The sequence below is a fragment of the Alcaligenes sp. SJTW-7 genome, assembly GCF_047716895.1.
Classification (GTDB): Bacteria; Pseudomonadota; Gammaproteobacteria; order Burkholderiales; family Burkholderiaceae_B; genus Alcaligenes; species Alcaligenes ammonioxydans.
The window spans coordinates 678,975-699,614 of record NZ_CP136682.1; the positions used below are offsets into that span (position 1 = coordinate 678,975).

24 protein-coding genes are annotated in these 20,640 nt (G+C 58.2%); 17 read left to right on the top strand and 7 right to left on the bottom strand.

All coding sequences use genetic code 11. The features are described 5' to 3' along the window. Positions 1–77: 77 nt before the first annotated feature. Together RSQ48_RS02955 and RSQ48_RS02960 are read right to left on the bottom strand one after the other, a co-directional pair. Positions 78–1,313, bottom strand: coding sequence for an autotransporter outer membrane beta-barrel domain-containing protein (locus RSQ48_RS02955; RefSeq protein ID WP_165477536.1), 1,236 nt, complete (start codon positions 1,311–1,313; stop codon positions 78–80). Positions 1,314–1,583: 270 nt separating this feature from the next. Next, positions 1,584–2,234, bottom strand: a complete 651-nt coding sequence (locus RSQ48_RS02960; RefSeq protein ID WP_003803801.1) for a carbonic anhydrase — start codon at positions 2,232–2,234, stop codon at positions 1,584–1,586. A 108-nt stretch (positions 2,235–2,342) separates the two neighbouring features. Here RSQ48_RS02960 and cynR point away from each other — a divergent pair, with 108 nt between their 5' ends. Next, positions 2,343–3,230 carry a transcriptional regulator CynR gene (cynR, locus tag RSQ48_RS02965; RefSeq protein ID WP_003803800.1) on the top strand — a complete coding sequence of 296 codons (888 nt, stop codon included), beginning with the start codon at positions 2,343–2,345 and terminating at the stop codon, positions 3,228–3,230. Positions 3,231–3,272: 42 nt separating this feature from the next. Here cynR and RSQ48_RS02970 read toward each other — a convergent pair whose 3' ends face one another. After that, positions 3,273–3,815: an ureidoglycolate lyase gene (locus RSQ48_RS02970; protein WP_230406250.1), complete on the bottom strand. Its 543-nt coding sequence runs from the start codon at positions 3,813–3,815 to the stop codon at positions 3,273–3,275. Positions 3,816–4,029: 214 nt separating this feature from the next. Between RSQ48_RS02970 and ccmA the strand changes: the two genes are divergently transcribed. The 10 genes from ccmA to RSQ48_RS03020 are packed head-to-tail and all read left to right on the top strand — an operon-like array spanning position 4,030 to position 11,248. After that, positions 4,030–4,650, top strand: coding sequence for a cytochrome c biogenesis heme-transporting ATPase CcmA (ccmA, locus tag RSQ48_RS02975; RefSeq protein WP_039943770.1), 621 nt, complete (start codon positions 4,030–4,032; stop codon positions 4,648–4,650). Continuing rightward, positions 4,644–5,312 carry a heme exporter protein CcmB gene (gene ccmB, locus RSQ48_RS02980; RefSeq protein WP_003803794.1) on the top strand — a complete coding sequence of 223 codons (669 nt, stop codon included), beginning with the start codon at positions 4,644–4,646 and terminating at the stop codon, positions 5,310–5,312. Before ccmA ends, ccmB begins: the two co-directional genes overlap by 7 nt. 5 nt (positions 5,313–5,317) lie before the next feature. Continuing rightward, positions 5,318–6,049 (top strand): heme ABC transporter permease CcmC, encoded by a 732-nt coding sequence (gene ccmC, locus RSQ48_RS02985; RefSeq protein ID WP_003803793.1) that lies wholly within the window; start codon positions 5,318–5,320, stop codon positions 6,047–6,049. 17 nt (positions 6,050–6,066) lie between these two features. Next, positions 6,067–6,234, top strand: a complete 168-nt coding sequence (ccmD, locus tag RSQ48_RS02990) for a heme exporter protein CcmD (RefSeq protein WP_230406251.1) — start codon at positions 6,067–6,069, stop codon at positions 6,232–6,234. Further along, positions 6,227–6,676: a cytochrome c maturation protein CcmE gene (ccmE, locus tag RSQ48_RS02995; RefSeq protein ID WP_003803788.1), complete on the top strand. Its 450-nt coding sequence runs from the start codon at positions 6,227–6,229 to the stop codon at positions 6,674–6,676. Before ccmD ends, ccmE begins: the two co-directional genes overlap by 8 nt. After that, positions 6,673–8,640, top strand: coding sequence for a heme lyase CcmF/NrfE family subunit (locus RSQ48_RS03000; protein WP_003803787.1), 1,968 nt, complete (start codon positions 6,673–6,675; stop codon positions 8,638–8,640). Before ccmE ends, RSQ48_RS03000 begins: the two co-directional genes overlap by 4 nt. Continuing rightward, a complete protein-coding gene (locus RSQ48_RS03005; protein WP_003803786.1) occupies positions 8,637–9,167 on the top strand; it encodes a DsbE family thiol:disulfide interchange protein in 531 nt (176 codons plus the stop codon). The genes RSQ48_RS03000 and RSQ48_RS03005 overlap by 4 nt, the downstream gene beginning before the upstream one ends. Continuing rightward, a complete protein-coding gene (locus tag RSQ48_RS03010) occupies positions 9,164–9,637 on the top strand; it encodes a cytochrome c-type biogenesis protein CcmH (RefSeq protein WP_415302153.1) in 474 nt (157 codons plus the stop codon). The genes RSQ48_RS03005 and RSQ48_RS03010 overlap by 4 nt, the downstream gene beginning before the upstream one ends. Then, entirely contained in the window at positions 9,634–10,509 is an 876-nt protein-coding gene (gene ccmI / locus RSQ48_RS03015; protein ID WP_003803784.1) for a c-type cytochrome biogenesis protein CcmI, read from the top strand. Before RSQ48_RS03010 ends, ccmI begins: the two co-directional genes overlap by 4 nt. Before the next feature lies 1 nt (position 10,510). Next, positions 10,511–11,248, top strand: a complete 738-nt coding sequence (locus RSQ48_RS03020) for a cytochrome c biogenesis CcdA family protein (RefSeq protein WP_003803783.1) — start codon at positions 10,511–10,513, stop codon at positions 11,246–11,248. A gap of 59 nt (positions 11,249–11,307) precedes the next feature. On the opposite strand, the gene RSQ48_RS03025 is transcribed toward RSQ48_RS03020, so the two are convergent. From RSQ48_RS03025 to RSQ48_RS03040, 4 genes are all read right to left on the bottom strand, one after another. Further along, the gene (locus tag RSQ48_RS03025) at positions 11,308–12,057 is read right to left on the bottom strand and encodes an SDR family oxidoreductase (protein WP_131071289.1); all 750 of its coding nucleotides are present in this window, start codon (positions 12,055–12,057) and stop codon (positions 11,308–11,310) included. A gap of 224 nt (positions 12,058–12,281) precedes the next feature. Next, positions 12,282–13,346 (bottom strand): bifunctional DNA-binding transcriptional regulator/O6-methylguanine-DNA methyltransferase Ada, encoded by a 1,065-nt coding sequence (gene ada, locus RSQ48_RS03030; RefSeq protein WP_059318801.1) that lies wholly within the window; start codon positions 13,344–13,346, stop codon positions 12,282–12,284. 219 nt (positions 13,347–13,565) lie between these two features. After that, entirely contained in the window at positions 13,566–13,760 is a 195-nt protein-coding gene (locus tag RSQ48_RS03035; RefSeq protein WP_003803780.1) for a heavy-metal-associated domain-containing protein, read from the bottom strand. Positions 13,761–13,832: 72 nt separating this feature from the next. Next, the gene (locus RSQ48_RS03040; RefSeq protein ID WP_003803779.1) at positions 13,833–14,270 is read right to left on the bottom strand and encodes an Ivy family c-type lysozyme inhibitor; all 438 of its coding nucleotides are present in this window, start codon (positions 14,268–14,270) and stop codon (positions 13,833–13,835) included. 325 nt (positions 14,271–14,595) lie between these two features. On the opposite strand from RSQ48_RS03040, the gene RSQ48_RS03045 reads away from it, so the two are divergent. The 6 genes from RSQ48_RS03045 (at position 14,596) to RSQ48_RS03070 (ending at position 20,460) form a co-directional block, all read left to right on the top strand. After that, a complete protein-coding gene (locus tag RSQ48_RS03045; protein ID WP_003803778.1) occupies positions 14,596–15,765 on the top strand; it encodes an ABC transporter substrate-binding protein in 1,170 nt (389 codons plus the stop codon). A gap of 20 nt (positions 15,766–15,785) precedes the next feature. After that, positions 15,786–16,706 (top strand): branched-chain amino acid ABC transporter permease, encoded by a 921-nt coding sequence (locus tag RSQ48_RS03050; RefSeq protein ID WP_003803777.1) that lies wholly within the window; start codon positions 15,786–15,788, stop codon positions 16,704–16,706. Positions 16,707–16,709: 3 nt separating this feature from the next. Further along, positions 16,710–17,672, top strand: coding sequence for a branched-chain amino acid ABC transporter permease (locus tag RSQ48_RS03055; RefSeq protein ID WP_003803776.1), 963 nt, complete (start codon positions 16,710–16,712; stop codon positions 17,670–17,672). Continuing rightward, the gene (locus RSQ48_RS03060; protein ID WP_003803775.1) at positions 17,669–18,487 is read left to right on the top strand and encodes an ABC transporter ATP-binding protein; all 819 of its coding nucleotides are present in this window, start codon (positions 17,669–17,671) and stop codon (positions 18,485–18,487) included. Before RSQ48_RS03055 ends, RSQ48_RS03060 begins: the two co-directional genes overlap by 4 nt. Next, the gene (locus tag RSQ48_RS03065; protein ID WP_059318648.1) at positions 18,480–19,184 is read left to right on the top strand and encodes an ABC transporter ATP-binding protein; all 705 of its coding nucleotides are present in this window, start codon (positions 18,480–18,482) and stop codon (positions 19,182–19,184) included. Before RSQ48_RS03060 ends, RSQ48_RS03065 begins: the two co-directional genes overlap by 8 nt. A gap of 274 nt (positions 19,185–19,458) precedes the next feature. Continuing rightward, a complete protein-coding gene (locus tag RSQ48_RS03070) occupies positions 19,459–20,460 on the top strand; it encodes a cytochrome-c peroxidase (protein ID WP_003803773.1) in 1,002 nt (333 codons plus the stop codon). Positions 20,461–20,640: the final 180 nt, after the last annotated feature.

Below are 20,640 nucleotides of genomic sequence, written 5' to 3' on the forward strand. Positions count from 1 at the left end.
GTGACGGTGCCCTGAGCAATTGGGCTCTGGCTCAGGCGCGAGGCAGAACGCGGCAAGGAGCGGCAAGACAGACCAGCCTAGAAAAGATACGCCGTATTCAAGTACATGGCTGTTTGTGGACGGGTGCCTGGAGCCAGCTGAACGCTGATGCCTGCACCCAGTGTCCAGTGATGGCTGAGCTGACCCGTTACCCCCCATTCCAGCAGTCCTGCATCACGCGCCTCTTCCTGATCCGTGGGCAGGTAAAGGTGGCGTTTACTGTAGGGGCCGTCCTGCAAACGTGCGCCTAGCAGTTCCGCCGGTTTTCTGAATTCGTGCAGCCACTCTGCGGAGGTGTACAAGGACCACTGAGGGCTGATGGCGACATTGATTTGGTAGCCCACACTGCTTTGCACAGAACGTTGGGACTGGGCATCAAAACTCATGGTGGTGGACAGATTCGGATCATCTTCGGATAAAGGCTTGATCCGGGATTGTTGCATGCTCAGGCTCAAGAGCGGCCCGTGAGTCACACTACCTGTCTGCCAGTCGTAGCCCGTGCTGATCTTGCCGCCATACTGCTCGCCCCCCGCTTTGGCCTGATGCTCTCGCGCCGCCGTGCCCAAATACAGATGGCGGCGGGTCTTGTTATCCAGATCGCTGTAGAACAACTGAGCATTCACCCAAAATTTCTCGGATTGCCAGCGTCCGTACAGACCTGCCGATTGGCGCTTTTGACTATATGTTCCTTCCTCGTCCGTGTCGCCATCCAGGTTCTCGTAAGACAGATAGGCACCCAGTGTCCACGCATCCAGCGGTTGGTCCACGCCCAGTTTCCAGGCGGTCTGAATACCCTCCGGGCGCGCATTCGCGCTGTTGCGACTGCCGGTTATGGCTTCTCCCTGAAACCAGACGGCCAGTTCTGAATCCTGGGAGGCGCTAAGCGTTTGCAGACGACGGTCAATATGCTGCATTTGCATTTGGCCGGCCGTGTTGGCCGAGGAGGCCAGCATGGCAACCTGGCTAGGGGCGCTGACGACAGACTGTGCATATTCGGCAAGGAGCTTGTGATGCTCTTCGCCTGTGGCTACCGGAGTCACGCCATAAGCCTGCGGGTCGGCAGCGATCTCCTGCAAAAGTGCTGACACATTCAGGGAAATAGTCTCGGTCGCCGGATCGCTTATTGGCCCAGCCAGCGCGTGGTTGTAGACGTTTCCTGGCAAGAGGGCGGCAGTTGCGCGGGCGTGAGCGGCGGTCTCTTTGTCGGAACCGGCTTGGGCTTGGGTGGCGGCGTGCAGAGCCATCAGAGCCAGAGCAAGACAAGTTTTCTTCATTGGCCTGCTCATTCTGTAAAGAGCCTTTCATCGGCCTGGGCGGTACCGCTTTGAATTGTGTGTGTTGCGGTGTTCACCCTGCCATGGCAGCTCGGATGGAACAGAAGGATGACGCATTATCGGATTACCGTCCATCTTAGCGAGGGAGCGTTTATTTCTGTGGGACGCTGGCGCGGCGCGTGCTGGTGGGCTAAAGGACCGTTACAAGCAGGTTCAAAGACGAAAAAAAACGCCTGGCAACGGCCAGGCGTGAATCAGTCCCGGATACGTTTACACGCGTCTTACCGGGGCGGCAGCAACGTCTGGGTTGTCTGCCAGCGACACGAATTTCATGCTGCCACCGTCATAGGCATCAATCGTGCCGGACTCAATGTCGTAAACCCAGCCGTGCAGGGTCAGGCGACCTTCTGACATGGCCAGCCGCACGGAAGGGTGGGTCTGGATATTGGCCAACTGAGCCACCACATTCTCGCGCACCATGGAGGCGATGCGCTCTTGTTCGTTGGCGTGAGTACGCGCCTCGTTGACCAGGCGAGCCGAGTCTGCGTAGCGTAACCAGTGCTCGACGGCAGGCATATGATCCAGACATTGGCAGGACGCGATGGCAGTCATGGCGCCGCAGTCCGAATGTCCGCAGATCACCACATCCGACACGCGCAGAGCGGATACCGCGTATTCCACCGAGGCGGTGACCCCTCCCGGTTCCGGTCCGTAAGAGGGAACGATATTGCCCGCGTTGCGAATCACGAACAGATCGCCCGGCTCACGCTGTGTGACCAGCTCGGGGACCAGGCGGCTATCGGAGCAAGAAATAAACAAGGCGCGGGGGTTTTGTTGTGTAGCCAGATTTTTGAAAAGCTTGGCGCGCTTGGGATAGGCTTCCCGCTGGAATTTCAGGAAACCGTCGATAATGTCTTTCATCCTTGTCCTTGTAGTTCGGCGTGGATAGAAGGTTAACGCGTCCGGGTCATAAGGTAAAATACCGAATTCTGATGCTTTTTATTGGGTTTACTTATAGAAAGGCCTCCTATGCTTTTGCGCCATCTTAATTACTTTCTCGCGGTTGCCCAGTATCAGAGCTTCACCCGCGCTGCGCGCGCCCTGCATGTCTCGCAACCGGCTTTGTCTCAGCAGGTGCGTCAGCTTGAAGAGCATCTGGGGGCGCAACTCTTTGACCGTACGGGGCGTCTGGTTCGTTTGACGGATGCTGGCGAAGTCTATCTGCGTTATGCCCGGCAGGCTTTGCAGGATCTGGAAGAGGGGCGTCGTGCCTTGCACGATGTCAGTGATCTGAGCCGTGGCTCCTTGCGAGTGGCGGTCGCGCCCACATTTACCTCGTATCTGATTGGCCCCTTGGTAGAGGCCTTTCACCGTCGTTATCCTAATGTGCGGTTGGTGGTACAGGAAATGCTGCAGGAGCGTGTGGAAACGCAGTTGGTTGAGGACGAGCTCGATATCGGTATTGCTTTTGAGAAGCCCACTTCGGCGGCGGTTGAGTTTCAGGCCCTGCTGGTTGAGACACTGGCCTTGGTGATGAGCCGCACTCACCCCCTGGCCGAGCGGCGCAGCATTGATCGAGAAACCTTGATGCGGGAATCCCTCGTTTTACTGACTCCTGAGTTTGCTACACGCGGGCAGATTGAACGCTATTGCCGTGAGTACGATCTGGACTTGAATGTATCAATGGAGTCCAACTCGCTCAATGCGGTGATTGAAGTAGTAAGGCGTACGGGTTTGGCGACCTTGCTGCCGGCTGCCATTGCTGGCAATAGCGAGTATCTGGTGGCCGTCAGCCTGGACCCGGCGCCGCCGCAACGACGCGCGATCCTGATGCAGCGCAAGGGCGCTTATCAGTCGGCAGCAATGCGTGCCTTTATTGAGTTGGCGCTGAAATACGGTGCGGCCTCGACATTCTGATCGGGCATTGTGCGCTGGCCGCCAGGCGACCAGGCAGACCCTTTACAGAATCACACGCACGCTCTGCTCCAAGGGGCGAAGCTCGCTTTCGCGCGCGGGTTGACCCTGGCTTAAATGCGCCACCAGATCGACGGTGGTAGACAGGCGTGTCAGCATCAGACAGGTCACTTCCTTGCCGGCGACTCGGCTGCTGTGCCAGCAGCCGGGCCGCATGCACACGCCTTGCCCTGGAATGATCCGGAACGCTTTGAGGGTCTTCAGGTCCGGGCCGCCCTCGGGTGTACTTTGGGCCACGATATGAATCACCTCCCCGGTCAGCGGAATCAGAGCCTGCTGGGTCAGCAGGTGATTTTCCAGTGTCGTAATCGAGGGGTCCTGAATGCGGTAATTCACCCACAGCACTTCGGTCTGACCACTTGGACCTGTGTCAAAGGCGTGTTCGTGCCAGAAGTCAGTGGCGGCATTGCTAAATGCGGCTGTGGCTGGGGCAGTGGTCAAACCTTTACCTAACATCCAGCCGTAGGGGGCGAAAACCTCTGGGCTGAGAGACTGAGGGGTGAGGGTGATAGGGCTTGTCATGGGCATCACTCAAAGAAGTGCTAAGGCACCATAGTAACAAGACCGAGGCCTAGTGTCGGATTTGGCCTAGATCAAAAAGCCTGCATTTCGAGGGGTTATTGCGGAACTAAGTCTGGCATCCCCTGTCTTGAAGGAGGCTCGCGATGACTTGGCGGGCCAGGAAAGCCGCCTTTTTGCTTGGGCGGCTTCGCGCTGTTGGCTTTCATGATAAGGGGGTGCTGTGCTTGAAGCGGTTTCGCTGTCCTGCCGACGAGGGCAGCGTCGTGTGTTCTCTGACCTGAGTGTCAAGCTTGAAGCCGGCCAATGTTGTCTGGTCAGTGGCCCCAATGGCAGCGGCAAAACCAGCTTGCTGCGTATTCTGGCCAACATCGCCCAGGCTGATGCGGGGCAACTGCTTTGGCATGAGCGCCCTGTACAGCGTAATGACAGTGATTATCGCCGCAACTTGATGTATGGCGGGCATGCCCCCGGGCTGAATGCCAATTTGTCCGTGCAGGAAAACCTGGACAGCCTCTTGCTGCAGGATCGGGTTGCATGGGAGCGCCAGGACTACGATCAGGCTTTGCGGGCAGGCGGTTTGCTAGCGTACCGCCGCGTGCCGCTGCGGCAGTTGTCTGCCGGGCAGCGGCGGCGCGTATTTCTGGTGCGTTTGTCCCTGAGCAATCGCCCTTTGTGGATTCTGGATGAACAGCTCACCGCACTGGATAGCGCCGGCCAGCATTTCCTGGGCGAGCTGATTGCGCAGCATCTGCAAAGGCAGGGGGCCGTCATTCTGACCAGTCATCAGGCCTTGCCCTGGAAGCTGGACGTGCAGCACCTGGATCTGGGGTCGGCATGTTGAGTCTTTTCCTGGCCCTTCTGAAACGTGAATGGCGTCTGGCGGTGCGTCGCCCCGGTGACGTCCTGATCCCCCTGGTGTTCTTTCTGGTGGTGTGCAGCCTTTTTCCATTGGGAGTCGGTGCCGACGCCGCCTTGCTCTCCAAGATGGCTCCGGGCGTGCTGTGGGTTTCAGCCTTGCTGGCTACCTTGTTGTCGCTCAGTCGGCTGTTTGAGCAGGACGAGCAGGATGGCGCCCTGGAGCAGGTTCTGTTTTCTCATTTGCCTCTGGGCTGGTGGGTGTTGGGCAAGGTTCTGGCGCATACCTTGCTGACGGGCGTGCCCTTGCTGCTGCTGGCCCCCATTTTAGGCCTGCAATTTAGCTTGCCCCCAGCCAGTCTGGGGGTGTTGATGCTGTCGCTGGCGCTGGGCCTGCCTGTCCTGACTTTGCTGGGAGCGATTGGCGCGGCCTTGGTGCTGGGCCTGCGTTCAGCAGGGGTGTTGTTGGCTTTGTTGATTTTGCCTTTTTATGTTCCCGTGCTGGTCTTTGGCGCGGGGGCCGTGCAAGCGGTTCAGGCCGGGTTGGGAGCGCAAGCGCACCTGTCCGTTCTGGTCGCTTTTTTACTGTTGGCTTTGTTCTTTGCGCCCCTTGCTACGGCAGCGGCGTTGCGCCTTGCTCTTGAGTAAATGTCATGAATTTTTTGTATCGCTACGCCGCCCCTCAAAACTTTTATGCCCTGGCCGGACGCATGGTGCCTTGGGCTGCGTTTCTGGCGCTGCTGCTGTTTGTGGCGGGGGCGTATGTGGGCTTTTTCCTGGCTCCCACCGATTTTCAGCAAGGCGAGGGCTATCGCATTATTTTTCTGCATGTGCCCGTGTCATGGATGTCCATGCTGATTTATCTGGCCATGGGCTTCTGGTCCCTAATCTGCCTGGTTTTCAATAGTCGTACGGCCGCCATGATGGCTGCCGCGCTGGCTCCGACCGGTGCGATCTGTACGGTGCTGTCGCTGGTTACGGGCGCCTTGTGGGGCAAGCCCATGTGGGGCGCCTGGTGGGTCTGGGATGCCCGTCTGACGTCCGAATTGTTGCTGCTGTTTCTGTACATGGGGTTTATGGGCTTGCGCGGAGCGATTGACGATCCGCGCCGCGCGGACAAGGCCGCCTCCATCCTGGCCTTGGTCGGGGTGGTGAATGTGCCCGTTATCTATTTCTCGGTGCAGTGGTGGAACACCTTGCACCAGGGAGCATCGGTATCGCTGACCAGTTCGCCGTCTATGGCGACCGTCATGTTGACGGGCATGCTGCTGATGAGTCTGGCCATGTGGTGTTACTGCATTGCCATTGCACTGTACCGGGTGCGCAACTTGATTCTTGAACGTGAGGCGCATACCGCCTGGGTTCGCAACTTGCCGGAGGGCTGAGGATGCATTGGTCGAGTGTGAGCGATTTTTTCGCTATGGGCGGCTATGCCGTGTATGTCTGGGGTTCGGTGCTGGCCTGTGCCGTGCTGATCCTGGGCGAGGTGCTGGTTGCACGGGCAGGGCGGGCACGCGCCTGGCAGCGCGTGCGTGACGAGCGTGCTCTGGGAGAGCAAGGTCATGACTAAGCGACAGAATCGTCTGGTACTGATTTTGGGGGCTCTGGTGGTACTGGGCGCTGCGACGGCCCTGATCCTGAATGCCTTTCAAAGTAGTCTGGTGTTCTTCTTTACCCCTACCGAAGTCAGCCAGGGACAAAGCCCCGAGAACCGCACCTTCCGAGTCGGTGGCATTGTGCAGATGGACAGTATCCGTCGCGGTGGAGATCAAGGCATGGCCGTGAACTTTGTGGTCACCGATGGTGCGGCCCAGGTGCCCGTCAGCTACACCGGGATTTTGCCCGACCTGTTTCAAGAAGGGAAAGGCGTCGTGGCCCAAGGTCGCTTGAACGAACAGGGACATTTTGTGGCGGAAGAAGTGCTGGCCAAGCACGATGAGAACTACATGCCGCCGGAGGCCATGCACGCCATGGAGCAGGCCGAGCGTGCGAAACAAGGAGCTCAGCCATGATCCCGGAACTTGGGCACTTTGCCCTGATTCTTGCGTTTGTGCTGGCACTGGCCCAAGGCATTGTGTCCTTGTATGGGGCCTGGCGCGGCAATCTGGCCTGGATGGCCTTTGCCCGTCCAGCGGCCCGCTGGCAGTTTGGTCTGGTGGCCTTCAGCTTGCTGTGTCTGGCCTGGTCCTTTGCCAGTTTTGATTTCTCCGTGGCTTATGTGGCGCAGAATTCCAGCACCAAGCTGCCTTTGTTCTATCGCATTGCTGCGGTGTGGGGCGGGCATGAAGGCTCGCTGCTGCTGTGGATGTTCATGCAAACGGGCTGGGCCTTTGCCGTCAGCATTTATTCGCGCTCCTTGCCTGAGGCCATGCTGGCTCGTGTACTGGGTGTGCTGGGTCTGATCACGGCCGGTTTCTTGCTGTTTGTGCTGATCAGCTCCAACCCCTTCGAGCGCATGTTCCCGGTTCCGGCAGAAGGTCTGGATCTGAACACGCTCTTGCAGGATATTGGCCTGATTGTTCACCCGCCCTTGCTGTACATGGGGTATGTGGGTTTTTCGGTGGCCTTTGCCTTTGCAATTGCCGCTTTGTTGGCCGGGCGTCTGGATGCCAGCTGGGCGCGCTGGTCGCGTCCCTGGACGACAGCTGCCTGGCTGTTTCTGACCCTGGGTATCGCTGTAGGCAGCTGGTGGGCCTATTACGAGCTGGGTTGGGGCGGCTGGTGGTTCTGGGACCCGGTGGAGAACTCCTCCTTTGTGCCGTGGTTGGCGGGTACCGCCTTGATTCACTCTTTGGCGGTCACGGAAAAACGCGGCAGCTTCAAGAACTGGACGGTTCTGCTGGCAATCAGCACCTTCTCGCTGTCGATTCTGGGCGCCTTTCTGGTGCGCTCCGGTGTGTTGACATCCGTACATGCGTTTGCAACTGACCCGGCTCGCGGTGTGTTCATTTTGAGCCTGTTCGCCGTCATCGTTGGCAGCTCCCTGATCCTGTTTGCCTGGCGGGCGCCGCGTGTTGGCGCAGGTGGGCAGTTTGCCGTGGTATCGCGTGAATCCTTGCTGCTGGTCAACAACGTCCTGCTGGTCGTCGTGACGGGCACGGTTCTATTGGGGACTTTGTACCCCCTGATTATGGATACGCTGGGTCTGGGCAAAATTTCCGTGGGGCCACCTTATTTCAACAAGGTGTTTGTGCCTTTGATGATCCCGGCGCTGGTCCTGATTGTGTTTGGTGTGCTGGCTAACTGGAAGCGGGCCAACTTGATGGACATCGTGCGCCAGTTGGCCTTGGTGATTGTGTTCAGCGTGGTGCTGGGCGCAGCCATTCCTTTGCTGTACGGCCAGTGGCAGGGTACCGCCGCTTTGGGCGCCGGCCTGGCCATGTGGATTGTGCTGGGCAGCTTGTTTGATGTGGTCAAGCGTGTGCGCGCCACGCGTTCAGGCGTGTTCTCTCAGCCGCGCAGCTGGCTGGGCCAGCATCTGGCTCATATCGGCGTGGCCGTCTTTGTGCTGGGAGTGACCATGGTCAGCCACTACGAGACAGAAACCGATGTCTTGTTGCAGCCTGGCCAGACGGCGCAGGTGGGCGCGTATGACGCGCGCTTTCAGGGCGTGCGTATTGTGCCCGGCCCGAACTACTCGGCCGAGCGTGGCACGGTGGAGCTGCTGCAGGACGGCAAAGTAGTGTCGACCTTGTACCCGGAAAAGCGTACCTATCTGTCCTCGGCTTTGCCCATGACGGAATCGGCGATCAACGCCAATGGCTTGCGCCATATTTACGTGGCGCTGGGCGATAACTTTGAGCAGGGTGGCTGGAGTGTGCGTCTGTACTACAAGCCCCTGGTGGACTTTATCTGGCTAGGCTGTTTGCTGATGGCCCTGGGCGGTGGACTGGCAATAAGTGATCGACGCTATCGCGCCAGGCAAACCCGTGCCGCTGTGCAGAGCAAAGCCATGAATACGCAGGTACAGGCATGAATCGTTTTACTGTTCCTCTGATTGGCTTTGTCCTGTTGCTGGTTTTTCTGGGCATCGGTCTGACGTTAAAGCCGAGCGAAGTGCCTTCACCGTTACTGGACAAACCTGCACCCTCTTTCAGTTTGCCTCAGTTGCACAATCCCGAAGTCAGCTTTTCGGGCGAGCAGATGAAGGGTCGTGTCTGGCTGCTGAATGTGTGGGCGTCCTGGTGCTATCCCTGTCTGACCGAACACCCCTTTATCAAAGAGCTGTCCACTGAGCACAAGGTGCCGGTGGTGGGGTTGAACTACAAGGACGTGCCTGAGGAAAGCCGCGAGTGGCTGCTGCGCAACGGCAATTCTTACGAAGTGTCCGTTATGGACAGGGATGGCCGCGTAGGCATTGATTTTGGCGTGTATGGCGTACCGGAGACCTTTGTCATCGACAAGCAGGGCATTGTGCGCTTCAAGCATATCGGCCCTGTCTCGCGTGAATCCATGGAGGAGACCTTATTGCCCTTAATCCGTCGTTTGGAGCAAGAGCCATGATGATGCGTGTATGGATGGCCGCTTTCCTTGCCAGTATGTGGCTGCTGGTACCCACCGCTCAGGCGCAGTCTGACGCGCAGGGAGTTCAGGAGTCAGTGATGTTGGAAATTGCTGCTGAGCTGCGTTGTCTGGTGTGCCAGAACGAGTCTATTGCGGCTTCGCGTGCCGAGCTGGCTGTGGACTTGCGCCATCAGATCATGGAGCAGTTGGGGCAGGGCCGCAGCCCGGATCAAATCCGCTCGTATATGGTGGACCGCTACGGCGACTTCATCTTGTATCGCCCTCCCTTCAAGTCCACCACGGCACTGCTCTGGCTGGGACCAGCCCTGTTGTTACTGACTGGCTTTCTGGTTTATGCCTTTACCCTGCGCCGTCGACGCCGTGCGGGTGATGAAACGGCCCTGACGGATGAGCAACGCCGTCAAGCCGATGCCCTTTTGCAGGGTTCTTATCGGGATGAACAATCGTGACTATTGTTTTTTATAGCGTAGCCGCGCTGCTGGTACTGCTGTGTGCGGCCTATCTGATGCTGAGCGTCAAACGCAAGCCAGCCTTGCAGCGTGTGGTTGAACACAAGCAGGCGAACCTGGCGATTTTGCGCGAGCAGTTGAAAGAAATTGAGCGGGACAAGCAGGCCGGTGTCTTGTCCGCTCAAGATTTCGAGCAGGCGCAGATGGATTTGCGTCAGCGCGTACTGGAAGAGAGCGAAGGGCTTAAAACGGAGACTGTTCAGCACACTGGCGCCCCCAGGCTGGCCTGGACCCTGATGATCAGCATCCCGATTGCTGCCATCGCCCTGTACTTTTATCTGGGTAACCCGGTGATGCTGGACCCTGCCGCCGTGCAGCAACAGGCTAACGCACAGCCCGTGGATATTGAGGCCATGGTGGCCCGTCTGGAACAGCGTCTGAAAGAAAACCCGGATGACCCGGGGGCCTGGTTGATGATGGCCCGCTCGCACCGTTACTACGGTCGTCATCAGCAAGCGGCAGAGGCCTATGCCAAAGCCATGCCGGTGGTGGACGGAGACCCGACGGCACTGGCTGAATATGCCGAGTCCATGTTGCTGGCTGGAATCGACACCCTGGATGGGTTGCCCGGCCGTTTGGTCAAACGTTCCCTGGATCTGTATCCGGAAGAGCCCTTGGGCCTGATGCTGGCGGGGGCTGCGGCTTTGCACAAGGAGCAGTATCCGGCCGCCATCGATTACTGGCAGCGTTTGCTGGCGCAGTTCCCGCCCGATTCGGAAACCGCCAAGGTCGTGAATCAGGGCTTGCAACTGGCGCGTGAGCGTATGCGTATGCCAGCGAACTCGGAACCGGAACCTGCCGCGGCTCCCTGATATGGAAATAGCGTCTCTGGATTTGGGCCTGATTGCCCTGATAACGGCGTTTCTGGCGGGCATGGCTTCGTTTTTGTCCCCCTGTGTCTTGCCTTTGGTTCCCGGCTACCTGTCCTATCTGGCCGGGGACGGCCAGGTATATACCCAGGTCAAGCGCAGCCAGTTACTGGGCCGCAGCGTGTGCTTTGTTGCCGGCTTTTCGCTGGTGTTCATTGCCTTGGGGGCCAGCCTGTCTTACCTGGGCCAGCTCTTGATGGCCTACCGCTATGAGTTGAATGTGGCGGCAGGCGTGATGGTGGCCTTAGCCGGTTTGAGTGTGATGGGTGTGCTGCGCATGCCCATGAGTCTGCAACGGTACTACCGTTTTGAGTCCGGTAAAGCGGCGGGCCCCGGTGGCGCAACGCTGATGGGGCTGGCATTTGGATTTGGCTGGACTCCCTGCATCGGCCCGATTCTGGCTGGCATTCTGATGATGGGGGCCAGTACCGCCAGCGCAGGCAAAGCCAGTATCCTGCTGTCTGTATATGCGTTGGGCCTGGGTGTTCCCTTCATTCTGGCCGCGTGCTTTTTGACGCCCTTTTTGCAGCGCATGACGCAAATTCGCACGATTGGACGCTATGTGCGTTGGGGTGCGGGTCTGGTGTTGATTGTGATGGGCTGGGCCATGGCAAGCGGTGAACTGGCCCGTTTTGCGATCTGGGTGCTCAAAACATTCCCGGTGTTAGGACAACTGGGCTAAGCCTTTGTCCGCCGGGAGTCCGTGCAGGGACTCCTCTGTGCTCAGGACGCAGTGCGGCGTCACTTTACGGCGGCATTGCCGCCATCCGCGAACAGGGCTGATCCGGCAACAAAACTGGACAAGGGGCTGGCCAGAAAGAGCGCAGCGGACGCAATTTCGTCTGCTTGGGCGATGCGCTTCAGGGCATGCAGCCCCGCTGCCCATTCCTTGGTGCTGGGGTCTCCGGCTATGTCTGTATCGGTGCCGCCAGGCAAGAGGGCATTCGCCCGTATGCCTTGAGCCGCATAGTCAGCCGTAATGCCTTTTACCAATCCCATGAGTGCGGCTTTTGAAGCCCCGTAGGCCGCCATGCCAGGAAGGCCCGCGCTGGTGCCGACAAAGCTGGAGGTGAAAATCAGTGAACCGCTGCCACGCGTGAGCATGGCCGGAATCTGGCTGCGGGCCCCTAGAAAGGCTGCGGTCAGATTGGTCTGGAGTGTGTGTTGCCATTCCTCAGGGCTTATCGCCACCAGAGGTTTGAGGGGGCCGATGATGCCGGCGTTATTGACGGCGATGTCCAAACCGCCGAATCGGTTCAGGGCGACTGCAACCAGCCGCTCATGGGTTTGGGCCTGAGTAATGTCGCCGACCACCAGCTCGACCTCTCCGCCATCGTGCCGGATGGTGCTGGCAAGTTCCTCAAGCAAGGCACCACGTCTTGCCGTCAGAACCAGTGCCGCCCCGTGGGCCGCAAACATCAGTGCCGTGGCGCGTCCGATACCCGACGATGCCCCCGTGACAATTGCCACTTTGCCATCCAGTAAAGCCATTTGTGAAACCTCCCACTGGGTTCATTGAGAGCTCACATCGTAATGATCCTGAGCTCGCGCGGAACTCCGTTTCTTGTTCTCGAATTCGGCAGGCTCAAGGCGTGAAGGAGACGGTTCGCATGACAGGCCTGGTGGCCGTGGCGTCGTGTTGTTTGGCAGGTATTGCAAGCGCGGGTATCTGTCCTGACCGAGGGAGCCGCAGTTGCCGGGCAGTTGGCCCGTCCTCAGTCTTGTGCCTCGCGGCGCAGCAGCTCGCGTTTGCGTTCCACGCCCCAGCGATAGCCTGCCAGATCGCCGTCGCGTCGTACGACGCGGTGGCAGGGAATCGCGACCGCAAGGTGGTTGGAGGCGCAGGCCTGGGCCACCGCGCGTACTGCCTTGGGTGAGCCGATGCGATCAGCAATCTCGGTATAACTGGCCGTAGCGCCGGATGGGATCTCGCACAGCGCACGCCAGACACGTTGCTGAAAGGCGGTGCCTTGCACATCCAGGGGCAAGTGCAAACCGATCGATGGGTTCTCGACAAAACCCACCACTCGGGCGATCAATTGCTCGAACTTAGCGTCGCAGCCAATCAGTTCGGCTTTGGGAAACTGGTCTTGCAGGTCGCGCAGCAATTGCTCGGGGTCCTCACCCAGCAAGATAGCGCAGATGCCGCGCTGGCTCTGAGCGACCAGGATGGCACCCAGCGAGCATTGGCCCACAGCAAAGCGGATGACGGCCCCGGCGCCGCCAGCCCGGTAGTCGCGCGCGCGCATGCCCAGCAATTGACCGGAGGCCTCGTAAAACCGGCTGTTGGAATTGAATCCACTGTCGTAGATCGCATCGGTAATGGAGGTGTTTGGGCTGCTCAGTTCTTTGCGCAGTCGGCGTGCCCGGGCGGCCGAGCTGTAGGCTTTGGGCGTCAGACCGGTTTCTGCCTTGAAGAGTCGATGAAAGTGAAAGGGGCTTTTGCCAACTTGCGCGGCCAGCTCTTCCAGTGACGGTGGGGTGTCCGAGGCCTCGATAAGACGGCAGGCGCGTGCGACAAGGGCCGCCCGCTCGGCGGCAGCGCTGCTCTGGTCTTTACTGGGATGACGGCTGCAACGGTAGCCGGCCGCCTCAGCCGCTTGGGCAGAATCGAAGAATTCAACGTTTTCACGTTTGGGCAGCCGACTGCCGGCACTTGGGGGACAGTACACGCCCGTTGTGCGCACGGCATAGACAAAATGGCCGTCGGCGGCGGCATCCCGCGCTTGTACGGCCGCCCAGCGCTGCTCGTCGGTTTCGTAAGCAAGGTCCGTCTTCATGGCAAAAGCCCTGTCAATGTTGATGACGACGCCAGAATACGCGGGTCTTTCATCGCCAGCACTCCGATTCTTGCGGTCAACGGCGGGTACCTCGGCCAAGGTGGCTGTTGTGATGCCAACCTTGCCAACAGGTGTTCTTGCTCCAGGCAGAGCACAAAGGCCGGTTGATACCGGCCTTTGTGGTGTGAATGCGTGGGCTGTGCGCCCGGCGCTGTGTGTTTACACCGGGCTGGGCGTGTAACCCGCTTCTTCAATCACTTTCAGGGCTTGTGCGCTATCCAGACCCTGCACGGTGACCTGATGTTTTTCCAGGTCCGTGCTGACCGTGGCTTGAGGCGCAACGGCCTGAATGGCCTCAGTGATGCTGCGTACACAGTGGCCGCAGGTCATGTCGGGAACAGAAAAGGTGGACATGGCTGACTCCTTGGATAAAAACAATGAAGCGAGCTTAAGGCTTGCCACAGGGGCAAGGTCAAGCCCTGTTTCCTAAAACAGGGCCGGTGCCATCAGACGGATCTGGTCAAGTTCCGGATTGCCCAGCCATTGAATTTGGCTGCTGTCCAAACCTAAGCCTGCTTCCTTGTTCTCCACGAACGCACCCTGGGTCAGGGTCTGCTTTTCCGTATCCATTAGAACGACATAGCTGGCACGGGGGCAGTCATGTGGTTTGCAGCCGGAAAAGACTTGATAGTCGCGTCCATCCAGAGAAACGGTTTGGCCTGGTGAGGCGGTGCCGAAGTCCTTGACCCAACTGGCATTGTTGGCCACGTCCTGCATCAGCTTTTGGTATTGCTGGGCGACGTGCGGATTGGACTTGGCCAGATCTGCCAGATAAACGGATTCCGGGGACTGTGCATGGCTCAGAAAGGGAAGGAGCAGGGCGCTGCCCAGGACCAGGCGGCACAGGGAATGGGAAATACGCATGGGATCTCCAAGAATGAGGCGAGCGCCCAGTTTAGCAGCCGACTAGCGGCGATACTGTTAACAAAATCAAGGAAAACGTGCATAAACGACGGTGTCCGCAGTCGTTATAGTGCTTATCCGTCCCTGCGATTGGCACAGGTTCGTGTTTCCTGTCGCATGAGCAGGATTTCGAGGAGGTGTAGGTAAAAACCACAGCTTGCCAGCAAAATTGTTTCATAACTAAACTATTTATAAATGAACGGTTGGCGTGGTTGCATTTGTGGTTCGATCTGCTGTGCATCTTAGATAAAGACAGCCTATAAGCGCGGTGGCGCAAGGAGATAACATGAAAGGTATTGCATTGACCGTGGCCTTGGCTGCGGCTTTTGGCGGTTCTTTGGCTCAGGCCGAAACCATCAAGGTGGGGATGGCAATGGACACATCGGGTCCGTTTGCTGCCGTGGGGGGCGAGGTTCGTGACGGTTTCAATCTGGCCATCAAGCAACTGGACGGCAAGCTGGGCGGCTTTCCGGCCGAGTTCATCCAGCAGGATATGGCCGGTAATCCCGACCAGGCCCGCCAGTTGGTCAATCGTTTCGTGCAGCGTGACAAGATCGACTTCTTTACCGGGCCTGTCGGCTCCAACGTGGCGCTGGCTGTCGCTCCTGCTCTGTTCTCGGCCAAGGTGCCTTACCTGACCAGCAATCCAGGCCCCAGCCAACTGGCCGGCGCAGGCTGCAATCCTTATTTCTTTGGGGTGTCCTATCAGAACGATGCGTTTGACGAGGCGGCCGGCAAAGTGGCGGCAGACCGCAACTACGAGAAGATGTTCATCATTGCTCCTGACTATCCAGCCGGCAAGGATCATCTGAACGGTTTCAAACGTGGGTATGGCAAACCGGTCAGCGATGAGCTCTACACCAAGCTCGGTCAGATCGACTACTCGGCAGAGCTGGCCCAGATTCGTGCCGCCAAGCCTCAGGCTGTGTTTTTCTTTCTGCCCGGCGCCATGGGCATCAACTTCATCAAACAGTTTGTGGCGGCTGGCCTGAACAAAGATGTGGTCTTGCTGGGCCCGGCTTTCTCGGGTGACGAGGACATTATCCCAGCCGTGGGCGAGCCGATTTTGGGCATGCTCAATACTGCGCAGTGGTCGCCTGATCTGGACGTTCCGGCCAACAAGACCTTTGTGGAGGAGTTTCGCAAAGCCTACGACGGCCGTTACCCCTCGGTGTATGCCGCGCAGGCCTATGACGTGATTCTGGCGATCGATGCCGCAGTCAAGCAAGTGGACGGCAAAGTCTCGGACCGTGAGGCGGTGCTCAAGGCATTGAAAGCGGCCGACTACAACTCGGTGCGTGGCCCCTTTACCTACGGCAACAACAACTTCCCTATCCAGGCTTATTACCTGCGTGAAGTGGTCAAGGACCAGGATGGACGTCTGGTCAACCGTATGGTCAGCAAGGTGTTTGACTCCTACCAGGACGTCTACGCCAAAGATTGCAAACTTAATTAAGATTCACAGGTGGTAAAAGCATGTCGCTCATTCTGATTAGCGAGCAATTGCTGAATGGTTTGCAGTTTGGTTTGATGTTGTTTCTGATTGCCGCGGGCCTGACATTGGTCTTTGGCATTATGGATATCATGAACCTGGCCCACGGCTCCCTCTATATGGCGGGAGCCTATGTGGCCGCGGAAACCATGCAGCGTACAGGGTCTTTTACCGCCGCCATTGTGGTGGCGGTGGCAGTGACAGCCCTGGTCGGTATTGCCCTGGAAATTCTCATTCTGCGCAAGCTGGTCACTCGTGACCACTTAGCTCAGGTACTGGGAACCTACGCCGTTATTTTGATCGCCAACGATGTGGTCAAAATGATTTGGGGGCCAACCCCCGTAATGTTGAATATGCCCGCCTTGTTGTCCGGGCCGGTAGAACTCTTGCCTGATTTCCTCTATCCCGCCTTCCGTCTGATGATTATTGCGGTTGGTCTGGTGATGGCGCTGGCCTTGTATGCCTTCGTGACCAAAACACGAGCCGGTGTGCTGGTGCGGGCAGGCGCCTCCAACCGGCAGATGGCCACCCTGATGGGTGTGCGGGTGCCTATTTTGTTCCTGGGCGTGTTCACGCTGGGCGCCGCCTTGGCTGCGCTGGCCGGTGCGCTGCTCGGCCCTATTACCGCGGTTCAGATCGGTATGGGCGAGGATATTCTGATCCTGGTTCTGGTCTGTATCGTGATCGGTGGGATCGGCTCGATTCGCGGCGCTTTTGTGGGCGCTCTGCTGGTGGGGATGGTCGATACTGCTGGCCGTGCGTTCCTGCCCATGTTGCTGCGTAATATCTTCCCGGCTGACGTCGCTTCCAGCGTCGGGCCTACGATTGCTGCCATTTCGATTTACGTTCTGATGGCGGTGGTTCTTGTTTTCCGTCCTTCGGGCCTGTTCCCGGCGCGAGGTTAATGTATGTCTACTTCGCGTATTTTGTCGGCCCTGGTGCTGCTGGCTTTGCTGGCCTTTCCCTTGATTGCACCGATGTATGGGCTTGAGTTCTACATTTCGTTTGTTCGCCGCATTTTTATCTATGCCCTTGCGGCCAGTGCCTTGAATTTGGTGCTGGGCTATGGCGGGATGGTGGCGCTGGGTCATGCCGCCTTTTTTGGGGCAGGGGCCTACACCGTCGGTATTCTGGCCACAGAAGGTGTGCAAAGCGGCCTGGTCGCCTGGCCTGCTGCCATGCTGATCTCCGGTCTGCTTGCGTTCCTGACGGGGGCGGTGTCGCTGCGTACCCGTGGTGTGTACTTCATCATGATTACCCTGGCCTTTGCCCAGATGATCTTTTATATGTTCATCTCCTTGCGCCAGTACGGGGGTGAGGACGGCCTGAATATGTATAGCCCCTCGTCGCTGCCCGGAATCGATCTGAGCAATGACCTGAGCTTTTACTACCTGGTTCTGGCTATCCTGCTTGTGGTTCTGTTCCTGTTCAACCGTCTGGTCAATGCCCGTTTCGGACAGGCCTTGATGGGCACCCGTGAAAACGAAAGTCGCATGACGACCCTGGGTTACCCGGTCTATCGCATCCGTTTGACGGCGTATACCCTGAGTGGCGCCATCATGGGCCTGGCCGGCGCCTTGCTGGCGAACCACAACCTGTTTGTCTCGCCCAGCCTGATGAACTGGACCCAGTCGGCCGACCTGATCATCATGGTGCTGGTCGGGGGGATTGGACTGTTGTATGGCGGTGCGCTGGGGGCGTTCGTGATGTTGGTGCTGGAAGAAATCCTGCGCAACTGGACGGAGTACTGGCATATGCCGCTGGGTATTTTGTTGCTGCTGGTGGTGTTTTTCGCACCCAAAGGACTGGCCGGACTGGTACGTGTCCGTTCGGCTGCTGATCCGGCAACGGCCGCCAAGGAGCAAGCATGACGAACACGATAGCCGCCGCCAAGGCGGGCAGCGGCACAGCCGCTTTGCAAGCCCGTGGTCTGATGAAGCGCTTTGGTGCTTTGCAGGCTACCAATGATGTTTCCCTGGATCTGGTTCCCGGTGAAATCCATGGTCTGATCGGCCCGAATGGGGCCGGTAAATCGACCCTGATTCACTTGTTGTCGGGTACCCTGAGCCCGGACTCGGGGCAACTCTTGCTGGGAGGGCGCGATGTGACGGCCCTGTCCGGTCACCAGCGCGTTGCCGCTGGGCTGGCACGGTCCTTCCAGATCACGAATATCTTCAAGAACTACACGGTACTGGATAACTTGGTACTGGCCCTGCAGGCCTGTAGTGGCAGCAGTTTCCGCTTCTGGCGTGCGCGGCAGACGGAAACCGAGCTGTATGAACAAGCCCGTGCCCTGGCTGCCGAATGCGCCATTGATGCCTCGCTGCTGCATACCCAGGCCGGTGTTTTGCCGCATGGCGAGCAGCGCAAGGTGGAGTTTGCCCTGGCCTTGGCCAGCCGGCCGCAAGTCCTGTTGCTCGATGAGCCTATGGCAGGCATGGGGCCGGACGAAACGCTGCGTTTGACCGAGCTGATCGAGACCATGCGCGGCAAGGCCACCATGTTGCTGGTCGAGCACGATATGGAGGCGGTGTTCCGCCTGGCTGACCGGATCTCCGTGCTGGTGGCTGGCCACATTATTGCGACTGGTACTGCGGCCGAGATCCGCGACAACGAGGCGGTGCGCCAAGCTTATCTGGGCGACGATGACACGCCAGCTCCAACCAAGGTGGAAAGCCATGCTTGAAACGACTCAATTACAAAGTGGCTATGGCGCCAGTCAGGTGCTGTTTGGGGTGGATCTGTCCATTCGCAGCGGTCAGGTAGTGACAGTGCTGGGTCGCAATGGCATGGGCAAGACCACCTTGCTGAAAACCATTCTGGGCCAGTTGCCCGTGCGCGGCGGCGATGTGAAGTTCGACGGCCAGTCCATTGCAGGCTGGAATCCGGACCGTATCGCCCGGGCCGGTATCGCCATTGTGCCTGAAGGGCGTCAATGCTTTCCCAACCTGACGGTGGCCGAGCACCTGACGGCCTTTGCCTGCAATCGCAACCCCAAGGCGCACAAAACCTGGACGCCTGAACGTGTCTATGATTTTTTCCCGCGTCTGCGGGAGCGTGCGTCCAATATGGGCAATCAGCTCTCGGGTGGTGAGCAACAAATGCTGGCCATTGGCCGTGCCTTGGTCACCAACCCCAAGCTGCTGATTCTGGATGAAGCATCCGAAGGTCTGGCGCCCAAGGTACGTGAGGAAATCTGGAACTGTCTGGCCGTGTTGCGTGAAGAAGGGCAGACCATCTTGCTGATCGACAAATATGTCGAGCGCCTGATGGCCTTGTCGGATCACCACATTATTCTGGAACGGGGCAAATTGGTCTGGCAGGGAAATTCTGAGGCACTGGGAGCGGACCGCACGTTGTGGACACGCTATCTGGGCGTGTAAAAAACACAATTTGCAATAATTGTCCTCAAACCGCCTGTTCATTCACAGGCGGTTTTTTTGTCTCAGACTTTGGAGTTTCATAGGAGCGGCTTGTCAGGCAGGGGGACTTTTCACCGAAAGTTCCCTAACGATCTGAAGAAAGATTCTTTCCTTGCGATGTATCAATGTGTAATGAAATGGCATTCCTTACGATGTCCATAAGGCCAGCAGGGTTATGCGTCCTACCCGGACTCCTTACTGGCAGGAAGCTCTGTCATCCCATAAGGAAGTTGTTATGAAATTACGCCTGTTCACTCTCTCTGCTCTGGCTGCCGGTTTGTTGCTTGGCACTGCCGCGCAGGGCCAGGAAAATGAACCTGTACAGCCCATCCCTGCCGCCGTTGTCACGGACCCTGCACGGGTGGAGCTGGGTAAAAAGCTGTGGTTTGAGCCCCGTTTGTCACGCTCGGGTTTTATCTCCTGTAATTCCTGCCACAACCTGAGCATGGGGGGCACGGACAATATCCGCACCTCTATTGGGGATCGCTGGCAGGAAGGCCCGATCAACTCACCGACTGTCCTTAACTCCAGCCTGAACCTGGCCCAGTTCTGGGATGGTCGAGCCAGCGATCTGAAAGAGCAGGCCGGCGGCCCCATTGCCAACCCGAAGGAAATGGCATTTACACATGAACTGGCCATGGAGTTTCTGAGCTCGATCCCCGAGTACAAGGCCGAGTTCAAGCAGGTATTTGGCAAGGACGATTTCGGTATTGATGAAGTCACCTCGGCGATTGCGGCGTTTGAAGAAACCCTGGTGACCCCGGACTCCCGCTTTGACTTGTGGTTAAAGGGTGACAAAAAAGCCATTACAGATCAGGAACTGGCCGGTTATCAACTGTTCAAAGGCAGTGGCTGCGTGGCTTGTCACAATGGTCCCAACCTGGGCGGCACCTCTTTCCAGAAAATGGGCCTGGTCGAACCCTACCAGACCACGAACCCTGCAGAAGGTCGTGCAGCTGTAACGGGCAAGGATGCCGACCGTTTCAATTTCAAGGTGCCCACGTTGCGTAATGTGGAGTTGACCTACCCCTACTTCCATGACGGCGCGGTCAATACTCTGACCGAAGCGGTCGACACCATGGGCCGGCTGCAGCTGGGACGCAGTTTCACTGCGGAAGAAAATGCCCAGATCGTGGCGTTCCTGAAAACGCTGACGGGCAAGCAGCCTGAAATCACGTTGCCTATTTTGCCCCCATCGCGTGATAACACACCCCGTCCGGTGCCATTTGGTTCCTGATAGGGAGCTGTTCCGCGGCGGCCGCTAGTGATCCGGCGCCGCCTGTACGACTAACCCAGGACTTGGAAGCAGTTTTCCAAGCCTGGGTTTTTGCTGTTGGGCGCGGATTGAGGGTCCGGTTCTGCCCTCCGTCCAGCAATCCCCTGTTGCTATTGTTGATGCTCACTCAGTCAGGTCAAA

What these genes read in the sequence shown, in the direction of transcription:
- RSQ48_RS03020 (WP_003803783.1), top strand. Translation starts at nt 10,511, where the DNA reads ATGGAAATAGCGTCTCTGGATTTGGGCCTGATTGCCCTGATAACGGCG.
- RSQ48_RS03025 (WP_131071289.1), bottom strand. Translation starts at nt 12,057, where the DNA reads ATGGCTTTACTGGATGGCAAAGTGGCAATTGTCACGGGGGCATCGTCG.
- RSQ48_RS03010 (WP_415302153.1), top strand. Translation starts at nt 9,164, where the DNA reads ATGATGATGCGTGTATGGATGGCCGCTTTCCTTGCCAGTATGTGGCTG.
- RSQ48_RS03040 (WP_003803779.1), bottom strand. Translation starts at nt 14,270, where the DNA reads ATGCGTATTTCCCATTCCCTGTGCCGCCTGGTCCTGGGCAGCGCCCTG.
- RSQ48_RS03070 (WP_003803773.1), top strand. Translation starts at nt 19,459, where the DNA reads ATGAAATTACGCCTGTTCACTCTCTCTGCTCTGGCTGCCGGTTTGTTG.
- ccmC (WP_003803793.1), top strand. Translation starts at nt 5,318, where the DNA reads ATGAATTTTTTGTATCGCTACGCCGCCCCTCAAAACTTTTATGCCCTG.
- ccmB (WP_003803794.1), top strand. Translation starts at nt 4,644, where the DNA reads ATGTTGAGTCTTTTCCTGGCCCTTCTGAAACGTGAATGGCGTCTGGCG.
- RSQ48_RS02955 (WP_165477536.1), bottom strand. Translation starts at nt 1,313, where the DNA reads ATGAAGAAAACTTGTCTTGCTCTGGCTCTGATGGCTCTGCACGCCGCC.
- ada (WP_059318801.1), bottom strand. Translation starts at nt 13,346, where the DNA reads ATGAAGACGGACCTTGCTTACGAAACCGACGAGCAGCGCTGGGCGGCC.
- RSQ48_RS03000 (WP_003803787.1), top strand. Translation starts at nt 6,673, where the DNA reads ATGATCCCGGAACTTGGGCACTTTGCCCTGATTCTTGCGTTTGTGCTG.
- ccmE (WP_003803788.1), top strand. Translation starts at nt 6,227, where the DNA reads ATGACTAAGCGACAGAATCGTCTGGTACTGATTTTGGGGGCTCTGGTG.
- RSQ48_RS03060 (WP_003803775.1), top strand. Translation starts at nt 17,669, where the DNA reads ATGACGAACACGATAGCCGCCGCCAAGGCGGGCAGCGGCACAGCCGCT.
- RSQ48_RS03050 (WP_003803777.1), top strand. Translation starts at nt 15,786, where the DNA reads ATGTCGCTCATTCTGATTAGCGAGCAATTGCTGAATGGTTTGCAGTTT.
- cynR (WP_003803800.1), top strand. Translation starts at nt 2,343, where the DNA reads ATGCTTTTGCGCCATCTTAATTACTTTCTCGCGGTTGCCCAGTATCAG.
- RSQ48_RS03065 (WP_059318648.1), top strand. Translation starts at nt 18,480, where the DNA reads ATGCTTGAAACGACTCAATTACAAAGTGGCTATGGCGCCAGTCAGGTG.
- RSQ48_RS02970 (WP_230406250.1), bottom strand. Translation starts at nt 3,815, where the DNA reads ATGCCCATGACAAGCCCTATCACCCTCACCCCTCAGTCTCTCAGCCCA.
- RSQ48_RS03045 (WP_003803778.1), top strand. Translation starts at nt 14,596, where the DNA reads ATGAAAGGTATTGCATTGACCGTGGCCTTGGCTGCGGCTTTTGGCGGT.
- RSQ48_RS03055 (WP_003803776.1), top strand. Translation starts at nt 16,710, where the DNA reads ATGTCTACTTCGCGTATTTTGTCGGCCCTGGTGCTGCTGGCTTTGCTG.
- RSQ48_RS02960 (WP_003803801.1), bottom strand. Translation starts at nt 2,234, where the DNA reads ATGAAAGACATTATCGACGGTTTCCTGAAATTCCAGCGGGAAGCCTAT.
- RSQ48_RS03005 (WP_003803786.1), top strand. Translation starts at nt 8,637, where the DNA reads ATGAATCGTTTTACTGTTCCTCTGATTGGCTTTGTCCTGTTGCTGGTT.
- RSQ48_RS03035 (WP_003803780.1), bottom strand. Translation starts at nt 13,760, where the DNA reads ATGTCCACCTTTTCTGTTCCCGACATGACCTGCGGCCACTGTGTACGC.